The organism is Rhodococcus sp. WMMA185, assembly GCF_001767395.1.
Lineage (GTDB): Bacteria > Actinomycetota > Actinomycetes > Mycobacteriales > Mycobacteriaceae > Rhodococcus_F.
The window spans coordinates 2,300,868-2,320,411 of the sequence record NZ_CP017014.1; the positions used below are offsets into that span (position 1 = coordinate 2,300,868).

19 protein-coding genes, 2 tRNA genes and 1 pseudogene are annotated in these 19,544 nt (G+C 65.0%); 10 read left to right on the forward strand and 12 right to left on the reverse strand.

Features of this window, described 5'->3' with window-relative positions; all coding sequences use genetic code 11:
- Positions 1-26 precede the first annotated feature (26 nt).
- Both BFN03_RS10220 and BFN03_RS10225 read right to left on the reverse strand, forming a co-directional pair.
- Entirely contained in the window at positions 27-545 is a 519-nt protein-coding gene (locus BFN03_RS10220) for a DinB family protein (RefSeq protein WP_070380800.1), read from the reverse strand.
- A gap of 192 nt (positions 546-737) precedes the next feature.
- Positions 738-811, reverse strand: a tRNA-Ile gene (locus BFN03_RS10225).
- Between the two features lie 641 nt (positions 812-1,452).
- Between BFN03_RS10225 and BFN03_RS20445 the strand changes: the two genes are divergently transcribed.
- Positions 1,453-1,599, forward strand: a complete 147-nt coding sequence (locus BFN03_RS20445) for a hypothetical protein (protein ID WP_157109595.1) — start codon at positions 1,453-1,455, stop codon at positions 1,597-1,599.
- A 139-nt stretch (positions 1,600-1,738) separates the two neighbouring features.
- Here the strand turns inward: BFN03_RS20445 and BFN03_RS10235 are convergent.
- Positions 1,739-1,811, reverse strand: a tRNA-Asn gene (locus BFN03_RS10235).
- Positions 1,812-1,950: 139 nt separating this feature from the next.
- On the opposite strand from BFN03_RS10235, the gene BFN03_RS10240 reads away from it, so the two are divergent.
- Positions 1,951-2,199 (forward strand): hypothetical protein, encoded by a 249-nt coding sequence (locus BFN03_RS10240; protein WP_070378917.1) that lies wholly within the window; start codon positions 1,951-1,953, stop codon positions 2,197-2,199.
- 25 nt (positions 2,200-2,224) lie between these two features.
- Here the strand turns inward: BFN03_RS10240 and dnaG are convergent, their stop codons facing one another.
- From dnaG to BFN03_RS10255, 3 genes are all read right to left on the reverse strand, one after another.
- Positions 2,225-4,144, reverse strand: a complete 1,920-nt coding sequence (gene dnaG, locus BFN03_RS10245; protein WP_070378918.1) for a DNA primase — start codon at positions 4,142-4,144, stop codon at positions 2,225-2,227.
- 99 nt (positions 4,145-4,243) lie between these two features.
- Entirely contained in the window at positions 4,244-5,545 is a 1,302-nt protein-coding gene (locus BFN03_RS10250; protein WP_070378919.1) for a deoxyguanosinetriphosphate triphosphohydrolase, read from the reverse strand.
- 7 nt (positions 5,546-5,552) lie between these two features.
- Positions 5,553-6,290, reverse strand: a complete 738-nt coding sequence (locus BFN03_RS10255; RefSeq protein WP_084385579.1) for a YdcF family protein — start codon at positions 6,288-6,290, stop codon at positions 5,553-5,555.
- Positions 6,291-6,353: 63 nt separating this feature from the next.
- Between BFN03_RS10255 and BFN03_RS10260 the strand changes: the two genes are divergently transcribed.
- Complete coding sequence (locus tag BFN03_RS10260) at positions 6,354-8,420, forward strand: TPM domain-containing protein (RefSeq protein ID WP_070378921.1); 2,067 nt, start codon at positions 6,354-6,356, stop codon at positions 8,418-8,420.
- Between the two features lie 42 nt (positions 8,421-8,462).
- Here the strand turns inward: BFN03_RS10260 and BFN03_RS10265 are convergent, their stop codons facing one another.
- On the reverse strand, positions 8,463-9,854 hold the full coding sequence (locus tag BFN03_RS10265; RefSeq protein WP_070380801.1) for a glycine--tRNA ligase: 1,392 nt from the start codon (positions 9,852-9,854) through the stop codon (positions 8,463-8,465).
- 215 nt (positions 9,855-10,069) lie between these two features.
- Here BFN03_RS10265 and BFN03_RS20170 point away from each other — a divergent pair, with 215 nt between their 5' ends.
- From BFN03_RS20170 to BFN03_RS10280, 3 genes are all read left to right on the forward strand, one after another.
- Positions 10,070-10,462 (forward strand): ArsR/SmtB family transcription factor, encoded by a 393-nt coding sequence (locus BFN03_RS20170; protein ID WP_084385580.1) that lies wholly within the window; start codon positions 10,070-10,072, stop codon positions 10,460-10,462.
- Positions 10,459-10,878: a Fur family transcriptional regulator gene (locus tag BFN03_RS10275; protein WP_070378923.1), complete on the forward strand. Its 420-nt coding sequence runs from the start codon at positions 10,459-10,461 to the stop codon at positions 10,876-10,878. Before BFN03_RS20170 ends, BFN03_RS10275 begins: the two co-directional genes overlap by 4 nt.
- Before the next feature lie 260 nt (positions 10,879-11,138).
- Positions 11,139-12,140, forward strand: coding sequence for a YncE family protein (locus BFN03_RS10280; RefSeq protein WP_070378924.1), 1,002 nt, complete (start codon positions 11,139-11,141; stop codon positions 12,138-12,140).
- Between the two features lie 133 nt (positions 12,141-12,273).
- Here the strand turns inward: BFN03_RS10280 and BFN03_RS10285 are convergent, their stop codons facing one another.
- From BFN03_RS10285 to BFN03_RS20175, 3 genes are all read right to left on the reverse strand, one after another.
- Positions 12,274-12,675 carry a hypothetical protein gene (locus tag BFN03_RS10285; protein WP_070378925.1) on the reverse strand — a complete coding sequence of 134 codons (402 nt, stop codon included), beginning with the start codon at positions 12,673-12,675 and terminating at the stop codon, positions 12,274-12,276.
- A 22-nt stretch (positions 12,676-12,697) separates the two neighbouring features.
- The gene (locus tag BFN03_RS10290; RefSeq protein WP_084385764.1) at positions 12,698-13,507 is read right to left on the reverse strand and encodes an isoprenyl transferase; all 810 of its coding nucleotides are present in this window, start codon (positions 13,505-13,507) and stop codon (positions 12,698-12,700) included.
- A 165-nt stretch (positions 13,508-13,672) separates the two neighbouring features.
- On the reverse strand, positions 13,673-13,831 hold the full coding sequence (locus BFN03_RS20175; RefSeq protein ID WP_442971843.1) for an IS200/IS605 family transposase: 159 nt from the start codon (positions 13,829-13,831) through the stop codon (positions 13,673-13,675).
- A 91-nt stretch (positions 13,832-13,922) separates the two neighbouring features.
- Between BFN03_RS20175 and BFN03_RS20835 the strand changes: the two are divergent.
- Positions 13,923-13,970 (forward strand): annotated as a pseudogene (locus BFN03_RS20835) (helix-turn-helix domain-containing protein); the annotation flags it as partial.
- Between the two features lie 149 nt (positions 13,971-14,119).
- The gene (locus BFN03_RS10295) at positions 14,120-14,983 is read left to right on the forward strand and encodes an RNA-guided endonuclease InsQ/TnpB family protein (protein WP_232320219.1); all 864 of its coding nucleotides are present in this window, start codon (positions 14,120-14,122) and stop codon (positions 14,981-14,983) included.
- A 72-nt stretch (positions 14,984-15,055) separates the two neighbouring features.
- On the opposite strand, the gene recO is transcribed toward BFN03_RS10295, so the two are convergent.
- Both recO and BFN03_RS10305 read right to left on the reverse strand, forming a co-directional pair.
- The gene (gene recO / locus BFN03_RS10300) at positions 15,056-15,838 is read right to left on the reverse strand and encodes a DNA repair protein RecO (RefSeq protein WP_070378927.1); all 783 of its coding nucleotides are present in this window, start codon (positions 15,836-15,838) and stop codon (positions 15,056-15,058) included.
- A 69-nt stretch (positions 15,839-15,907) separates the two neighbouring features.
- Positions 15,908-16,531 (reverse strand): pyridoxamine 5'-phosphate oxidase family protein, encoded by a 624-nt coding sequence (locus tag BFN03_RS10305; protein WP_070378928.1) that lies wholly within the window; start codon positions 16,529-16,531, stop codon positions 15,908-15,910.
- A gap of 78 nt (positions 16,532-16,609) precedes the next feature.
- Between BFN03_RS10305 and pdxR the strand changes: the two genes are divergently transcribed.
- Together pdxR and BFN03_RS10315 are read left to right on the forward strand one after the other, a co-directional pair.
- Positions 16,610-18,055: a MocR-like pyridoxine biosynthesis transcription factor PdxR gene (gene pdxR, locus BFN03_RS10310; RefSeq protein WP_070378929.1), complete on the forward strand. Its 1,446-nt coding sequence runs from the start codon at positions 16,610-16,612 to the stop codon at positions 18,053-18,055.
- A gap of 43 nt (positions 18,056-18,098) precedes the next feature.
- A complete protein-coding gene (locus tag BFN03_RS10315) occupies positions 18,099-19,544 on the forward strand; it encodes an amidase (protein WP_070378930.1) in 1,446 nt (481 codons plus the stop codon).

The window sequence follows — 19,544 nt, forward strand, 5'->3', positions numbered from 1 at the left end:
GAATCGCGTGGTGGAAACCGCAACCGTTACCGCGATACGTCGGCGAGATGATGGATCGGATCGTGGATGAAATACTTGGCCAACGACTCCACCGTGAACGACGCACCATCACTTCGACGCCCGGTCCGGTCGCGCATATCCGGGGGCACAGCTTCGAAAGCGTCGGCCACAGCTCCGGCGGCCACCAGCAGTCCGGCACCCACCGCGCGCGGATCCTGCTCGCTATAGCGCTCAGTCACTGCAGTTTCGTCTTGATCCCAGTTGGGAAATTCCGGATCCGACTCGTCCAGCATCAGGCGCAGGCGGACAGCGAAGATGCGGAACACGTCCCGAACGTGGGCCGCGTACTCGAGGGCCGACCAGGTCTGCTCGTCCGGTCTGACGGTGATATTCGGTCGGGTGAGAACAGTCGACCACGCTTCGGCGTTCGCGCGGGCCAGCGCCGGGATGTCTTCGTACCGGGTTGCCGCAGAGTCGAATCCGCATTCGGGACAAGCACGCTCGAGGATCCAGGTCCAGTTCTTGGTATCGGGAGTTATTGCCATGGCGATCATCGTAGGACGGGATCGCGGCCCCGCGGAGTGGTGAGCAGATCGGTAGCAAACTCCTGCGTCTGGATGCCCGAACAAGTACATGACACGCGGCCGGCAAACGCCATCGTGGCTGATCTGCTCGACAGAACCGTCGCCACAAACGATGAATGGCCCACTCCCGATGATCGGAAATGGGCTCTGACGTGGGGCGGGCGGGGCTCGAACCCGCGACCAATGGATTATGAGTCCACGGCTCTAACCGACTGAGCTACCGCCCCATCACCACACATACTCGCTCTTGCGGCGTGCCGATGTTACCGCGCCGCCCACACTGACGCGTAGTCGGGCGGGAGGGGTACACCCCGTTCGACGGGGAATCGCGCCGATTCACCTCAGCTACCACATCTAATGCGCGGACTGGTTCGGTCGCAATCAACTCCTCGATCTAGCTGGAACCCTCACTGGTGGAGCGCGTTCCATACGTCATCACCGTTGTGTACGTTCATGGTTCGTCGCCGGGGCTCCTCCAGGGCTGCAGGCGTCCGGGGCCCGCCACTTTCCGGTTCATATCGCCGAATTCCTGAATTCAAGGCCGCACCGAATCGCAGTGAGCCGTTCTCCCAGCTTGCTAGTTGATTGATGTGGATGCACTGAACAGACAGTGCACCCGCATCAGATTTCGTTATGTCGCTGTTCGAGCTGCCGGGTGAGCGTACGAGATCCGACGTGGCCGGTACAGAAACGTTGCACAGCAAGGGATCTGCACTGCGCCCTCGGCCGTTTGCAGCACCTACGAGGGCCCGACCCGCAGCTGGTATCTTCCCGCGTGCCTCGATCACCCACACCGTATTCACGGTGTCGGTGACGTAGGCGAACTTCCCGTCCGGGGCCACCGCAAACGCGCCGCTCGCCCCGAGCGGTGATTCTCTCGGCCACGGTATTGCTGGCGGTCTCGATCACCGTCACCGCCTTCGACGATCTCGACAACGGAAACGTCACAGTCGACCCGACCGCGACAGTGTTCTTCAGTGAGGGCTGCCAAGACTGGGACTTCGTAAACCCATAATTACGGCGAGAAGAGAATCCCGATCCTCGACCCGCGCGCCTGCTGCTTACCGAACTCCGGGGCAATAGGGACAGGCCAAAAGAAAACGACCCTTCCGAATCAGCATCCGGAAGGGTCGTTCACCTTTTACAACATTCTGCTCCCCCGGCTGGACTCGAACCAGCAACCGTCCGATTAACAGTCGGAAGCTCTGCCAATTGAGCTACAGGGGATTATTCTGCTGCGCATCGCCGTCCCCGGCGATGCGAGTGAAACTGTAGCGCATAGCCCTACCCCAGTACCAAATCGGCTGCCTGTGGACGCATCAGGCAGGATGGGAGAAGGTTGTCGTGCGTCGGGAGGAAGCCGGAAATGATGCGGTTGTTGATCGGTGTCGCTGCTGGATACGTGCTGGGCGCGCGAGCGGGGCGCGGGCGCTACGAACAGATCAGCCGCGCATCCAAGGCGGTGGCCAACAGTCCGGCAACGAAGAAAGTGGTGCAGATCTCACGCCAGAAGCTGTCCGACTCCCTGAATACGCAGCCCCGTCTCGAGCCGATGAAGCCGCTGGACGAGAAGACGACCATCCTCGTACCCCAGGATCAGCTGAAGAAGAAGTAGCCGGGCTCGAGCCGACATGCCCCCACTACGGGGTGACGTCGCCGATCGCCTGGTCGAGCAGGCTACGCCGATACTGCTCGAGGGCAACGAGGTCGCCGAGTAGGGAGTGGAACTCGTCCGACTCCGCCGCGGGCGAGATCCGCTGCAGTTTGGACTTGAGCTCTGCTACCTGCTCGCCGACCCACACCTCCTGAAGGCGTGCGATGACACCGGAGATGTACCGGGGGACGGTGTCCTCTTCGGCAGGCAACGGCTCGACCGCGAGCTCCGACACAAGCGACGAGGCGGTGACGTCCTCGACGCCCCGGCTGACTGCGTCGACCCATTCGGCGCCCCCGAGGCCCGCGCTCGTACCTCCGGCGGCGATCATCGACTGACGGATTGCGACGTAAGCGGGATGGGTGAAGGTCTCCACCGGGAGCGAGTCGAACACGGTTCCCGCGATCGACGGGTACTGCAACGCGGCCTTGAGCGCCTCCCGCTGCGCCCACAGCGTCGGATCGTTCGGCCGAGGCCGCGAGATCCCGACCGGCAACTGCGGGGTGTCCGCCTCGCCGTCTCGGGCCGTCTTCTTTCGCGGTGGCGCCGGCATGGATCCGCGGGTGGATGCGCGCTTGCGTGCCTCGTCGCGCACCCGCTGCCGGACCGCGGGAATGTCGTCCCATCCGACCCAACCGGACAACTGGACGGCATAGCTGTCGCGCAGCGTCGGCTCTTTGATCTGGGCGACGACGGGCACTGTGCGCCGCAGAGCTTCTACCCGACCCTCGGCGGTCTCGAGGTCGTGCTCGGTGAGCAGCGACTTGACCACGAACTCGAACATCGGGGTCCGGCGTGCCACCAAATCACGGACGGCGGCGTCGCCTGACTTCTGCCGCAGTTCACATGGGTCCATGCCCTCCGGCGCAATCGCCACGAAGGTCTGCCCGGCCATCTTCTGGTCACCCTCGAACGCCTTCATCGCCGCGGCCTGACCGGCGGCATCACCGTCGAACGTGTAGATGATCTCACCACGAAAGTAGCTGTCGTCCATCAGCAAGCGCCGGAGCAATACGAGGTGGTCGTCGCCGAACGCGGTGCCGCATGCGGCGACAGCGGTCTTGACTCCCGCCTGGTGCATCGCCATGACGTCGGTGTAGCCCTCGACGACCACCGCTTGATGACCCTTCGCGATCTCCCGCTTCGCGAGATCGAGACCGAACAGCACCTGGGATTTCTTGTACAGCATGGTTTCCGGTGTATTGACGTACTTGCCCGGCATGGTGTCGTCATCGAACAACTTGCGCGCACCGAAGCCGATGACGTCGCCGGACAAGTTGCGTATGGGCCACAGCAATCGCCGACGAAAGCGGTCTATGTGACCGCGACGCCCTTGCTTCGACAGCCCTGCAGCCTCGAGTTCCTTGACATCGAACCCCATACCCAGCAGATGCTTGGTGAGCACATCCCAGCCGTCGGGCGCGTATCCACAGCCGAACTGCTGCGCGATCTGTGCGTCGAAGTCGCGCTCGGCCAGGTAATCGCGGGCCGCCTGCGCGTCAGGTTCCTGCAATCGGGCCGCATAGAAGGCCTGAGCAGCCGCGTTGGCTGCCACGAGACGCGCCCTCGTGCCGCGATCTCGCTGCACCGAGGTACCGCCGCCCTCGTACGAGATGGTGTAGTTCAACCGATCGGCGAGTTGCTCGACCGCCTCGACAAAGCTGATGTGATCGATCTTCTGGAGGAATGAGTAGACGTCTCCACCCTCACCACAGCCGAAGCAGTGATAGTGCCCGTGGTTGGGCCGGACGTGGAATGACGGCGACTTCTCGTCGTGAAAGGGGCACAGCCCCTTCATGGAGTCGCCGCCGGCACGCTTGAGGGAAACGTATTCCCCCACGATGTCCTCGATCCGGGTGCGCTCACGAATGGCTGCAATGTCACGATCAGGAATTCGGCCAGCCACGGCAGACAGTGTAGGCGCTGAGGGCGTGCCCAATCTTCCGACTCGCGAACAGTCGTCCGCCCGCCTCGTGATCGAGTCGGATCCAGGTTCGCCCGCTCGCTACCCCCAACTGGCCTGGGCGCCGAGGCTGGCCTTGTCGACCCGCTCGAGCCGACTCTCGGTGTAGGAGGCGATCTGGTCGACCACCACTCGGACGCGGGCGGCGTCGTCGACTGCCGTTTGCCAGGCGGGAACAAGCAGCGGGTCGAGACTGGCGGGTGCGGTTGCCAGCAGCCACTCGGCGACCCGGTGCACGCGGTCGCGCTGTCGCTCCTGCCTGGCCCGGTGTCCCGCATCGGACATCACGTAGTTCAGTGCGAATGTCTTGAGTAGCGCTACCTCCGCTGCGACGACCGGTGGGATCACCAGGTCTCCGGCATAACGGGTAAGCGGCCTCTCGCCGTGGACAGATCGGGTCCCGACGATCGCCGCGGTTGCGAAGCGTCCGACCAATTCGCTGGTCAGGTTCTTCAGCGCCACCGAACTTGCGAGCGCACCGTCGTAGCTTCCGTCGACGCGCGCAACGACGGGCAGAAGGCTCAACCGCTGCCCCGCTTCGACAAGCTCCTCGACGTCGAGCCCCCAGAACTCCGCCGCACCGAACTCGGCGAGTGCCCGTCGATCTGACGGGTCGGCAAGCGAACGCAGATCGATCCGCCCGTCTATCACCCCGTCCTCGACGTCGTGGACGGAGTAGGCGACGTCATCTGCCCAATCCATCACCTGCGCCTCGAGGCACTGACGACCCTCCGGTGCACCTTCCCGAATCCAGTCCAGCACGTCGGCGTCGTCGGCGTAGGCACCGAACTTGGCACCAGGCCGCGGTCTGGTCCACGGGTACTTGATCGCGGCGTCCAGCGACGCGCGCGTGAGGTTGAGCCCGGCACTGCTTCCGTCCGCGTGCAGCACCTTCGGCTCGAGGCTCGACAGGATCCGCAAGTTCTGTGCGTTGCCTTCGAAGCCACCGCAGTTCTCAGCGACTTCGTCGAGAGCCTTCTCGCCGTTGTGACCGTACGGCGGGTGACCGATGTCGTGGGCGAGCCCCGCGAGGTCGACCAGATCGGGGTCGCAGCCGAGGCCGCCCGCGATTCCCCGGCCGATCTGCGCGACTTCGATGGAATGCGTCAACCGGGTACGGGGGGTGTCGCCATCGCGGGGTCCCACCACCTGTGTCTTGTCGGCAAGCCTTCGGAGCGCGGCCGAATGTTGAACGCGCGCACGATCCCGTGAGAAGTCCGATCTGTGCTGGGCGGGCGCAATCTCGCCGCCGGGCACCCCGGCCTGCTTCGGTGCCTCGTGGGCCCTGCGGGCGATGTCGTGTGCGGTGTACACACCGCCGGTACGTGTCGTGTGTGCCTTCATCGAGTAACTACTGCTCCGCCGTGTAAGGGAAGTCGGCCGAGAAGTGGGTGAGCTGATACCAGATCAAAGCCCCCGTTTCCCGTGCGATTCCGTGGAACTGAGATTCGCGTGTGAAGACTGCGGGTCCTTGCCGAGTTGGCGACGTCCATGCCTCGAGGCCGGCGTCGCGGGCCATCGTCCGAGCCCGCAGCGAGTGCCAGGGATCGCTGACGAGAACAGCCGAATTAATGCCCTGATCATTCATGGCATCAGCCACCGCGTCGATACTGAGCAGGGTGTCGGACCCCTCCTCGACGGCGGTGATGCTGCCTGCGGGCACTCCACGTGAGACCAGATAGTTCTTCGCGGACGCGGCCTCGGTGTATTCGTCGCCCTCCTGTTTGCCACCGACGGTGATGATCTCCGGGGCCACACCTTCTTCGTATAGTTTGTACGCTTGTTCGAGTCGAGCCTCGAACACCGATGACGGCGTTCCCGAGTATTGCGCGGCACCGAGCACCACTATCGCATCGGCGGCAGATCGGTCGTCGATCCTTGCCACCTGCCACACCCGAAACGCAGTACCCAGTACGAGCACTACCGCGATCAGAACCGCACCCGCGATTGCCCGACGGGTCCACCGTGCAAGTCCGGTCACGAACCCGCCTCGACGAGACCCGGCAGCCCCAGACCGTGAGTACTCGGCCCCCGTAAACCCAGAACGGTCCGGGAGGTCGTGATGTTCACGGCTCGGTGCAGAATTCACTCCCCGATTCTGCCAGCAGGCGCCACTGCGCCCTGGTGAAGACACACCCGATAGATTTGCTACATGCCACCCGCACCGATTCCCGAGCAGGTCCCGTCGTCCCGCCCGCGACGGCAGTTTGCCGGCGCCTTGCGCTTGGCCACACTCGGTGCCGTCACCACCCTTCTGGCTCTCGTCACGATCGTCTTCGGGCCCGCGGTGTCAGGGGCAGAGGCGCCGCTCAGACTGCCCGGCCAGATCACGGATGAGGTCGGCGCCCTCGACGCTACCGAGCAGGCCGATGTCCAGTCGGCGATCGACCGACTCTACGACGAGCATCGGGTGCGGTTGTGGGTCGTGTACGTCTCCGACTTCAGTGGACTCGCGGCCCTGCCCTGGGCCGACCAGACTGCGCAACTATCCGCATTCGGCGACCGCGACGCCCTACTCGCCGTCGCGACGGTCGACCGTGCGTACGCGCTCGTGCTGCCGGACGGATTGACGGAAATCAGCACCTCGGAGGCCGAGTCCATTCGGGTGAATGCGGTGGAACCCGCTCTGCGCGTGCAGGACTGGGCGGGAGGTGCGATGGCCGCCGCAGAAGGGATCGGCGACGCCATGGTCCCCGGCGGCGGAATGTCGGTGCAAACACTGTTGATCGGCGGCGGCGTGGTGGTCGTAGGTGTAGGCGGAGTCGTCCTGTACTCGCGAAAGAAGAAGCGCGACCAATCCCTCGCCGGAATCGAGGCCGCACGAGGCATCGACCCCGAGGACACGGCCGCCCTCTTCGCGCTGCCGCTACCCACCCTGGACGAACGCGCCAAGGAAGTCCTGGTCGAGACCGACAACGCGTTGCGCTCGAGCCAGGAGGAACTAGACCTGGCCCGTGGCGAATTCGGCGAGCAGTCGATAGCCACGTTCACGACGGCATTCGAGAACGCTCAGTCTGCGCTCGCCTCGGCGTTCACCATCCGTCAGCGCCTCGACGACGCGATTCCCGAGACGCCGCAGCAGCAACGAGAGATGCTCGTCGAGATCATCTCCTCGTGCGGTCGCGCGGACCGCGAACTCAACGAACGAGTCGAGGAGTTCGACGGGCTCCGGGATCTGCTGATAGGCGCCCCCGAGCGACTCGACGCACTGACCCAGCAAATGGTCGCATTGAGCGTGCGGATACCCGACTCCACGCAGACTCTCGCCACCTTGCAGACCGAATTCCCTTCCACAGCAATCGCTCCCATCGCCCACAACGTGACAATGGCGCAGGAGCGACTCGACTTCGTGGAGCAGGCCGTGGCGGAGGGACGAGAGGCGATCACTCTCCCGCCCGGCCAGCAGGGGCCTGCGGTCTCGGCGATCCGTGCCGCCGAAGGAGCGCTCGAGCAGGCGAGAAGTCTGCTAGACGCAGTCGACCACGCTGCGGAGGACATTCGTCACGCGATCGCAACCCTGCCGGCGGCAATGGCCGATGTGGAGGCCGGAATCACGGCAGCCGCTCAGTTCACCGAGCAGGGCGGTGCCACACTCGCCGAGGCCCGTGCCGCCGCAGAAGCGGCGCTGGCATCGGCCCGGGGCGCCCAGGACACCGACCCGCTCGGGAGCTTCACTCAGATCGTCAAGGCAGACGCACACCTCGATGCCGTTCTTGCCGAGGCTCAGGAGTCCCATCAGCAAGCCGAGCGGGCTCGGCAGCACCTCGAACGGGACCTTGTTGCGGCACAATCGCAGGTCACGGCGGCTTCGGACTTCATAGGCACGCGCCGAGGTGTGGTAGGCGCAGAGGCTCGCACCCGTCTGACGGAGGCCCGGCGTCACCTCGCGAGCGCACAGCAGTTACGCGACACCGACCCCTCTCGCGCATTGCAGGAGGCGCAGGCCGCGTCGGCCCTGGCCGCCGACGCCTTGCGACTTGCTCACAACGACGTCAGCCAGTGGGAATCTCGCCAGCGCCCCGGACCTGGAAGCGGAGGCAACAATGCCGCCGGGATGATCCTCGGCGGCATCGTGATCGACAGCATCTTGCGCGGTGGGTTCAGCGGGGGCGGCAACTGGGGAAGCCGAGGCTCGGGCGGTGGCGGCTTCGGCGGCGTCCCGCGGTCGTTCGGTGGACCGAGCAGCTCCGGCCGGATCAGCGGTGGTGGCCGCTTCTGACGTCCGGCCGGAACCGCCCGGAAAAGGTACCTCGACTACCGATCAGGAACCGATCAGGCGCTGAGCGAGGTAGCTCTCGACCTGGTCGAGGGCTACTCGATCCTGGGCCATCGAGTCGCGCTCACGCACCGTCACCGCATGATCGTCAAGGGTGTCGAAGTCCACGGTGATGCAGAACGGTGTGCCGATCTCGTCCTGACGACGGTAACGACGGCCGATCGCACCGGCGTCGTCGAACTCGACGTTCCAGTGCTGGCGGAGCGTCGCGGCAAGGTCCTTGGCCTTAGGCGTGAGGTCGGCGTTGCGTGACAAAGGCAGCACGGCAGCCTTGACCGGGGCGAGACGACGGTCGAGACGCAGTACGGTGCGCTTGTCGACGCCACCCTTCGCGTTGGGCGCTTCGTCCTCGGTGTAGGCATCGACGAGGAACGCCATCAGCGAGCGGGTGAGTCCGGCTGCCGGCTCGATGACAAACGGCGTGTACCGCTCGCCGGTGGCCTGGTCGTAATAGTTCAGTTCAGTACCCGAGTGCTTCGAGTGCGTCGCCAGGTCGAAGTCGGTGCGGTTGGCCACGCCCTCGAGCTCGCCCCACTCCCCGCCCTGGAAGTGGAAGCGGTACTCGATGTCCACTGTGCGCTTGGAGTAGTGCGACAGCTTGTCTTTGGCGTGCTCGTACAGGCGCAGGTTGTCCTTGTTGATGCCCAGACCCGTGTACCAGTCCATGCGGTAGTCGATCCAGTACTGGTGCCATTCCTCGTCGTCGCCGGGCTTGACGAAGAACTCCATCTCCATCTGCTCGAATTCGCGGGTGCGGAAGATGAAGTTGCCGGGCGTGATCTCGTTGCGGAAGCTCTTGCCGATCTGGCCGATGCCGAACGGGGGCTTCTTCCGCGACGTGGTGAGCACGTTCGCGAAATTCACGAAGATGCCCTGCGCTGTCTCCGGCCGCAGGTAGTGCAGGCCCTCTTCGCTCTCGACCGGGCCGAGATACGTCTTGAGCATCATGTTGAAGTCGCGGGGCTCGGTCCACCGACCGACGGTGCCGCAGTCGGGGCAGGGCACGACGTCCATGGCGACCTCGTCAGGGTTGTCCAGGCCCTTCTTGTCCGCGTACGCCTCCTGCATGTGATCCTGGCGGTGACGCTTGTGACAGTTCAGGCACTCGACCAGCGGGTCGTTGAACACGCCGACGTGGCCGGACGCGACCCACACCTCACGGGGCAGGATCACCGACGAGTCGAGGCCAACGACATCGTCACGGCTGGTGACCATGTTCCGCCACCACTGCTTCTTGATGTTCTCCTTGAGTTCGACACCCAGGGGGCCGTAGTCCCAGGCCGATTTCGTGCCTCCGTAGATCTCACCGCACGGGTAGACCAGGCCACGACGCTTGGCGAGATTGACGACGGTTTCGACTTTGGACTTCGGTGCCACTCGGGTGCTCTCCATCTGGGTAATAGATGCATGGAATAACGTGCATTTTTCGACGCCCAGCCTATCGTCCCGATTCCCGAGGCCTACCCACCCGGTTGACATGCGCATTTGTGCATATCAAAATGGAATCGCTTTGCAATAAGATATGTGATCGACCGAGGCCGAACGCCTCGAATTCGCACTCGACCATTGTCCGCCGCGCCGAAGGAGATCCCGTGAGTATCGCCGGTACCGGGGAACCATTCGACACTGCCGCCCCGACGCCTTCGCCGCAGACCCCTGCGCCGCATCGAGGGACGCAGCCGAAGGATTCGCCGTCAAGCGAGACACTGAGCGCGGCGGGTGACATCCTGCGCGCACTCGCCGCACCCGTCCGAATCGCGATTGTCCTCGAGCTCCGCGAATCGGAGCGGTGCGTACACGAATTGGTGGGCGCCCTCGGTGTCACGCAACCACTGATCAGTCAGCATCTTCGAGTGCTGAAGGCGGCGGGTGTCGTCCGCGGCGAGCGCAGCGGCCGAGAGGTTCTCTACCGGCTGGTCGATGACCACCTCGCCCACATCGTCGTCGATGCCGTCGCGCACGCTGAGGAAGGATCAACTCTTTGAGCCAGGGAACCGGCCCAGCCAAGCCCGTCGTCGGTGTGCGCGCGACCAAGCAGCGCAGCGCGATCTCTGCGCTTCTCGACGACCTCGACGAGTTCCGGTCCGCGCAGGAACTGCACGACGAACTCCGCAAGCGGGGCGAGGGCATTGGGCTGACCACTGTCTACCGCACCCTTCAGACCCTCGCCGATGCCGGAACGGTCGACGTCCTGCGGATCGACTCCGGCGAATCCGTCTACCGCCGGTGCTCGACCGGGCACCACCATCACCTCGTCTGCCGCACTTGCGGTTACACCGTCGAGGTCGAAGGGCCGACCGTCGAGCAGTGGTCGCAATCCGTTGCCGAGGCCAACGGGTTCTCCGACGTCAGCCACACTATCGAAATCTTCGGCATCTGCCGCGATTGCCGTTCAGGTTAGAAGCGGGATCCCGGCCCACACCCCAGTCTCGTTGTCAAAATTCATCATTCGGCTGCCATCACTGGTCGGTGTAGCACCGGTGACCGGGGTCGATCGAGTGGCCGGCCATCATCTTCCAGGTCTCCCCGGGGGATGCACTCGTCCGCTAGTCAGGGGACAACCGGTCCGCTGTTCGCAGGACAGACACAGTAATCGCTGCCGGTAATACTGGTTTGACCGCCGGACTCGATCCGGGATGTCTTGCTGCAGAAGGGTTGAATGTGAACCAGGACAAGCGTTCTCGTGGCTACCGCAGGGCCAGAGGGAAGTTCCGAGGTCTGATTCTCGGGCTGGCCACCATCGTCGCCATGTGGACCGGGCTCGCCGGTGCGGCGACCGCCGCGACCTTGGACGAGACCATCCGCCTCAACCACCAACCTCATGGATTGGTGATGATCCCGGAGGGTGCCGGATTTTACGTCACCAATCCCGATTCGAATACGGTGTCGAAGATCGACACCTCCACCAACACCGTGGTCGAGACCATCCACGTCGGGAACAGTCCCTATCAGGCGGCGATCACCCCGGAAGGGCACGTCCTCTTCGTCTCCAACGAAGAGGACGATTCGGTGTCCGTGATCGACACCTTCAAAGGCACCGTGGTCGGCACCATTGAAGACCTCTCATCGAGACCGGAATATATGGCTGTCTCCCCCGACGGATCCCTCCTCTACGTAGCCAGTAGGGATACGGTGTCGGTGATCGACACCTCCACCAACACCGTGGTCAGGACCATCTCCGACGTGGGGAACAACCTCCAGGGGGTTGCGGTCTCCCCCGACGGATCCCTCCTCTACGTGGCCGACATGAACCAGAGTGCGGTGTTTGCGATCGACACCGCCACCAACACGGTGGTCAACACCTGGAACGTCGGGAGTGGCCCGATGGGGGTGGCGGTCAACCAAGACGGAACGCGCGTCACCAGCGCCAACTACTTGAGCCATACGGCGTCGGTGATCGACACGTCCACCGATGCGATCGAAACCATCGATGTCGGAGACTTCCCCCGGCAGATGGCGTTCGACCGCGACGGCACCCACGTCTACGTCACCAACCAGAGCACCAATACATTGTCGACGATCGACACCGCCAGCAACACAGTGGTCTCGACAGTGGACGTCGAAGGTTACCCAGTTGTGGTGGCGATCAGCGTAGACGGCGCCAAAGCCTACGTCACCAACTACAGTGGCTCGTCGGTATCGGTCATCGATCTACGCGCGTAAGACACCTCCGCATGTGAGAACGTCCGGGAGATCCGGTGTCGTACATGGCGCCGACTCGGTATCTCCCGGATGGTTTTCCATCGCGACATACTGATCGCCGAGCAGCAACTGATGCCTGAGAGTCATTCGAAGTTCACGGCACCAGACCCTGCCGGGACGTATCGGCACCGCTGAGCACCAGGAGCAGCATCGTCGTCAACGCTTCGTCGCTCAGTCCGCCGACTGGAAACGTGTAGCGCAGAATGACATCGGCGAGCCGGCCGTGTCCGAATACCGCGATCGAACCGAACTGCAGCGCACTGTTGCGCTCCGCGGCCTTCTTGTGCAGCGACGGGCTCACCGGACGATCCCAGGCGAGCACGCACGTCATCGACAGCACGTCGAGCCCATCGCTCAGTGTCATCGCGCTGATCGAGCACAATGCGCCGGCATACTCGAAGCTCAGTGAGTCCCCGTCGCCCCGATCGACGGTCGTGAAATGCCCGAGGGCGTTCGCCGCGCGGTCGAGCAATGCGGGCGCTCCGTCGACGGTCATGTGGCTGCGCTCCCGTGGACCATCACTTGACCCCGCCGAATCTCCGGTCGCGGGAAGCATATTCGACGCACGCCGCCCACAGATCGCGCCGGTCGAAGTCGGGAAAGAGCTTCTCCTGATACACCATCTCGGCGTAGGCCGACTGCCAGAGCATGAAGTTGGACGTGCGCTGCTCACCGGATGGGCGAAGAAACAGATCGACGTCCGGCATGTCTGGCTCGTCGAGATGCCTCGCGATGGTCGCCTCGGTGATCTTCTCCGGGTCGAGCTGCCCTGCCGCCACTCGGCGGGCGATCTCCTTGGTGGCGTCCGCGATCTCCGCGCGGCCACCGTAGTTGACGCACATGGTCAGGTTCATCACCGTATTGTGCTTGGTCAACTCCTCGGCAATCTCGAGTTCCTTGATCACGCTGCGCCACAACCTCGGACGGCGCCCGGCCCAGCGCACACGCACGCCCATCTCGTTCATCTCGTCGCGTCGACGGCGAATCACGTCCCGGTTGAATCCCATCAGGAATCGCACCTCGTCCGGGCTCCGCTTCCAGTTCTCGGTGGAGAACGCATACGCCGACAACCACTCGACACCCATCTCGATGCAGCCGCAGACGACATCCATCAACACGGCCTCGCCGCGCTCGTGGCCTGCGGTGCGCGGCAACCCTCGCTCCTGCGCCCAACGACCGTTGCCGTCCATCACGAGCGCAATGTGCCGGGGCACGAGTTCGGTCTGCAGGCCGGGGGGTTTGGCCCCCGACGGGTGCGGGTCGGGTGGCCGGACCTGATGCTCGCCCGCGGAGCTATGCGGAGCTTGCGGTTCGCGTCGTCGAATCACGGTCCCCATCCTGCCTGACCGAACATCTATCGGCGCCAGCCCGGTCCTTCAGGGCCTTCGATAGCTGATCCCTTAATCGGGTGGTTGCGGTGAGTGCAAAACCGGTACTGCTGGCGCAGCCTGCGGGACCAGACCCCCTTTGAGGGAGTTCACCAGTTTCGACAGCTACACAGTCGGCGGGTACTCGACAAGCAGATGCCCGTGGTCGTCCTCGCCGTTGAACTCGGTCAAGGATGCGCCGAAGTCGGTGCACACCTCCGGCAGGATCGGTTCCATTGCGGTCAGGTGCTCGCCGGTGAAGACTGCGCGCCGATGTTTGGTCACGAAGACCACCTACGCATGCAATCCGAAAACGCATGTCGTGTGTCGCCTCTGGTCGTCGGGTGTTGTCGTAGGTGGATGTTCTACTCGGTTCGTGCAGCTTCGATATCGGTACCGCGTCTATCCGACGCCCGGTCAACGACACCGGTTGGCCCGGGCGTTCGGGTGTGCGCGGGTGGTCACCGAGGCGAAACGCACCCCGCAGCGGGTGTGGCTTGCCGACGTGGCATCGGTGGTGTTGGTGCAGGCCTTCAGGATGCGCGTCGCGCCTACCGGAACTGGTTCGACTCGATGTCCGGCGCACGCAAGGGCCGCAGGATTGGTGCTCCACGGTTCCGGTCCCGCAAGGACAACCGGCAGTCGATCCGGCTCACCCGCAACGGGTTCTCGATCCGCCCGAATGGGAAGCTGTATGTGGCGAAGGTCGGCGAGGTGAAGGTGGCCTGGTCGCGGGGCCTGCCATCGCAGCCATCCTCGGTCACGATCATCGAGGATGCGGCCGGACGCTATTTCGCGTCCTTCGTCGTCGAAGTCGACGACCAGCCACTACCGGAGGCCTATGCCGAGGTGGGTATCGACCTGGGACTAGCGACGTTCGCGGTCCTGTCGAACGGCACGGTCATCGCATCCCCGAAGTTCTTCCGGCAAGCCGAACGCCGGTTGAAGAAGGCGCAGCAAGCCCTGTCCAGAAAACAGAAGGGCTCGAAGAACAGAGCCAAAGCCCGGGTCAGGGTCGCTCGCGCCCATACTCGGGTCCGCGACGCCAGACTCGACTTCGCGCACAAACACTCCACGGCGATCATCCGCGAGAACCAAGCGGTGTACGTCGAGGAACTATGTGTGCGGGGGCTGGCGCGGACCCGGCTGGCGAAGTCGGTGCACGATGCCGGGTGGTCGATGTTCACCCGAATGTTGGAGGAGAAAGCCACCCGATGCGGGCGCACCCTGGTGAAGGTGGACCGGTTCTTCCCGTCGTCGCAGACCTGCTCGGTATGTGGGCGGGTGGACGGGCCGAAACCGCTGTCCGTCCGGTCCTGGAGGTGCCCGTGCGGCGCAGTCCACGACCGGGATCTGAACGCTGCGCGCAACATCCTCGCCGCCGGACGGGCGGAGAGGCGAAACGCCTGCCAAGAGACGGTAAGTCTTCCCACCTAGAGGGGAGCGCGACTCGATGAAACAGGAACCCACCGAAGCGGCGCAACGCGACGCAGCAGGAATCCCGGCCGTTCACGGCCGGGAGGACGTCAACGAATCATCCGCACCTACCGCCGCATGCGGTCGTGCACGTTCGATCAGCGGAAGGGTGCGCAACTGTCGTTCCAGGTGCCATTGCAGATGCGCCGCGACGAGACCGCTGGCCTGACGTCGCAGAGACTCGGGCGCACTCTCGGTGGCCGCCCAGTCACCACGGAACAGGGCATGCATCAGGTCGAGCACACCCGGCGACGGGGTGGCGGCACCCGGCGGCCGGCAATGAGTACACACCGCTCCCCCGGCGGCAACGTGGAACGCCCGGTGCGGGCCGGGTGCGCTGCAGCGCGCGCACTCCTCCAATGCTGGGGCCCATCCGGCAAAACCCATGGCCCGCAGCAAGAAGGCGTCGAGGATCAACTCACACGGACGGTAATGCTCCGCAACGGCACGCAGCGCCCCGACCGTGAGCCGGTGCAGCTGCAGTGCCGGCGCCCGTTCCTCACCGGCAAGCCGCTCGGCGGTCTCGAGGATCGCGCACGCCGTGGTGTAGCGGGAGTAATCGTCGACAATGTCGGTCGCGAACGCGTCGACCGTCTCGACCTGCGTGACGACGTCGAGATTGCGGCCCGGATACAGCTGCACGTCGACGTGCGCGAACGGCTCGAGCCGGGCCCCGAACTTGGAGCGGGTGCGACGTACCCCCTTGGCCACTGCCCGCACCAGACCTTGCTGACGAGTGAGGAGCGTGACTATACGGTCGGCCTCACCCAGCTTGTGCTGGCGCAGCACAACCGCGTTGTCTCGATACAACCTCACCCGTTCAGTCTTTCACGTCGGGGTGACGGGATGGCGCAAGCGCCCGCGAGAAGCGTTCTACGTTTCCGCCTACTCGACGAGTCGTGCCACTGACGCCGGTACCGGTGTGCCGGTCGTCACCCACGGTGCCGGTACGGGCGCGCCGGCGACCGATCGCAGGGGAACCACTCCGGCCCACGCGCTGCTGGATTCGGCGGGTTCACTCGGTGGCGCGTCGCGCACCTTGACCGTCCACTGCCCCGAAGAGATAGGAAGGGCCAGAGCCAGCGTCGCGGCGAGTTCCTTACGCCTGAATTCTCGGACCTCCCTGCTGCGACCGGGGATCAACGCATCCGAGAACAAGCTCAGCGCGCCGGCCGAGTCGTCTTCGTCCAGCGTGACGAGGTTGCCTCGCACGACGGCGGAACGGTAGTTGGCGGACGAATCGAACAGGGTTTCCGCGACGACGATTCCATCGAGCATCGCGACGCACAGCACCGCCGGCGCACCTGCGGCCACGTGCCGGAGCGCACCGGCCCCGGTGGACCCGTGCAGCAGAATCCTGTCGCCGTCGCGGGCGTAGAGCATCGGCACAGCCCACGGCATACCGTCGACGACGGTGGCGAGTGTTCCCATCGGTGCGGCATCGAGGACGGCGTCGAGCTCCGCTCGTTCGGTTCGGGCACGGTCCGGATATCTCATGATCTTGTCCACGAGACCACTCTCGCCTAATTGTGGATCTGACACTAGATCCACAATTACGCGTTTTTACAGACCAGTATTGTCGCGTTCATGCCCCGGATCACCCCTGAACTACACCTGGCATTACTGCTACCCGATACCGACGCACCGCTTCGGCACCGCATCGCCGAGTCAATCGTCGACGAAATCCGCGGAGGGCGTCTCCGGTCCGGCGATCGCCTTCCCTCCACCCGGGTGCTGGCCGAACACTTGAACGTCGCCCGAGCGTCCGTGGTCGACGCCTACGACGAGCTGTGCTCGTCCGGATACGCCGACGCCCGCGCCGGCTCTGGTACCCGGATCGCACCGGGTGCCGACGCTGCGGCGCACGCCCACGTCGCATCTCACGCGATCACCGGGGCGCCGGAGCGAGTGTCACCCATCGCTGACGAGAAGCCGGACGCGTTGTGGAATCTCAGCCCGGGCCACCCCGATCCAGGCTTGATCTCGACCGCCGACTGGCGCAGGGCGTGGCGGCTCGCCGCCAACGCCGCCCCATCCTCCGATCTGCCGGGCCCCGACGCTCACCCCGAGTTGCGACGTTCCCTCGCGGAGCATCTGCGTCGCACGAGAGGGGTAACGGCGCATCCCGACGACCTGATCATCGCCCCCGGAGTCAACTCGGTGCTCCGCGCCCTCGTCGCCGCAGCGGGGCTAGCTGGGCAGGACGTGGCGTTCGAAGAACCTGGCTACAGTCGGGCGCGCACCGTCCTCGAGAGCTCGGGCTCTCGGCCGCGAGGGGTCGCCGTGGACGGCGACGGCCTCGATGCAGGACGCCTGCACGCAACCGACGCCGCTGTCTACTGCACACCGGCCCATCAGTATCCGATGGGCGCACGGATGGCGGTGAGTCGCAGAGCCCAACTCGTCACCCGCGCAATCGCTTCCGGAACACTGCTCATCGAGGACGACTACGACGGTGAGTTCCGCTACGACGTGTCGTCGTTGCCGGCACTGCGCAGCATCGACCGCGGGTCCGAGTGCGTGGCCTACGTCGGAACCGCGTCGAAGATTCTCACCCCTTCGATCAGAGTGGCGTGGGTGATCGCGCCTCCGGCGCTCCACCCCCACCTCGTCCAGACCCTGCGCGCGACAGGTGAAGCCTGCTGCTCGATCACCACCCTCGCGCTGTCGCGTTTCATCGACTCCGGCGCGCTCTCACGGCATATCGCGCGCGCCTCCCGCACCTATTCGGCACGTAGGGCCGCATTAGTCACCGCACTGCGGCATCACCTGCCCACGATCGGCACGGACGGAGTCGGGCTCTCAGGTATCGAGGCTGGTCTTCACGCCGTCCTGACTCTGCCCGATTCGGTCGACGATGCCGCCCTCTCGCTCGAACTGCTGGCACACGGCGTGCGCGTGCCCAGCCTCGCCAACTACCGCACAACCTCGAACGGGCCGCGCGGTCTGGTCTGCGGATACGCGCGGCTGTCCGAATCCCAGGCTCACGCCGTCGCCGAAGTGATCGGAAACACAGTCCGCCGGAATTTCTAGCTGATACTGTTCGTTCGAACGAACAGAGACGCGGGAGGGCAAGATGAGCACGGAACAACTGGGTAGTGAGCAGCAGCGCGGCGAAAGCGAGGATTGGGCGCCGGGACTCGCCGAGCAGGTGAAGGCGCTTGCATCCGGCGCCACCACGTCCGTCGAGGCCACCCGCGCCGCCCTCGATCGCATCGAGGCGAGCCAGCCGACGCTCAACGCGTTCAAGGTTGTCCGCCGGAGCAAGGCATTGGCCGAGGCCGCCGAGGCAGACCGGCGCCTCGCGGCCGGTGAACGCCTGCCGCTGCTCGGCGTGCCGATCGCCGTGAAGGACGATGTCGACGTGGCGGGCGAACCGACCGCGTTCGGATGCGCCGGGGACTTCCCGCCCGCAGCGCGAGACGCCGAGGTCGTGCGTCGGCTGCGCGCCGCCGGTGCCGTGATCGTCGGCAAGACCAACAGTCCTGAGCTGGGACAGTGGCCGTTCACCAGCGGAGCCGCCTTCGGCTGGACTCGCAACCCTTGGAACGGCGACCACACACCCGGGGGATCGTCCGGTGGCGCAGCAGCGGCCGTCTCCGCCGGTATGGTGTCCGCTGCGATCGGGTCGGACGGCGCCGGCTCCGTCCGGATTCCCGCCGCGTGGACCAACCTGGTCGGGATCAAACCCCAGCGGGGACGCATTTCCACCTGGCCAGCCCCCGAAGCCTTCCACGGCCTGACCGTCAACGGACCGCTTGCCCGGACGGTCGCGGACGCGGCCCTGCTACTCGATATCGCGTCGGGACCACACGAGGGCGACCTGCACACACCCGCTCCCCTCACAGTCAGCGATGGGGTGGGCCGCGAAACCGGTTCGCTCCGTATCGCGCTGTCCCTGCGCATTCCGTTCACCCCGACTCCCACGAGCCTTCACCCGGAGGTCCGCCGGGGCATCTACCGGATCGCCGACACTCTGCGGCAGCTCGGGCACCGCGTGGTGGTTGACGACCCGAACTACGGAATCGCTTTCGGGCTGGGCTTCTTGCCGAGGTCGCTGGCGGGCGTCGACGACTGGATGCAGAAACTTCCGGATCCTTCTCTCGTCGACCCTCGCACGAAGTCCAACGCCCGCACCGGCCGGAAGCTGCAGGGGCTGCCCCTACGGGCGGCACGAGCGGCCGAGCGTCGGGCGCAGAAGCGCGTGGGCGCGATCTTCGACAAGTACGACGTGGTCCTCGCCCCGACCACCGCGACTCCCCCGCCTCGCGTCGACGCAATGGACGGCATCGGTGCGTGGGAGACGGACAAGGTCATCACCGCGGCGTGCCCGTACGCCTGGCCATGGAACGTCCTGGGCTGGCCGAGCGTGAATGTGCCAGCGGGATTCACATCCGACAACCTTCCGGTCGGCGCGCAGCTGATGGGCCATGAGGGCGCCGAACCGCTGCTGGTGTCGGTTGCCGCACAACTCGAGTCGGTGCTCCGGTGGGATCGGGTCCGCCCCGAGCAGTGGTGGTGA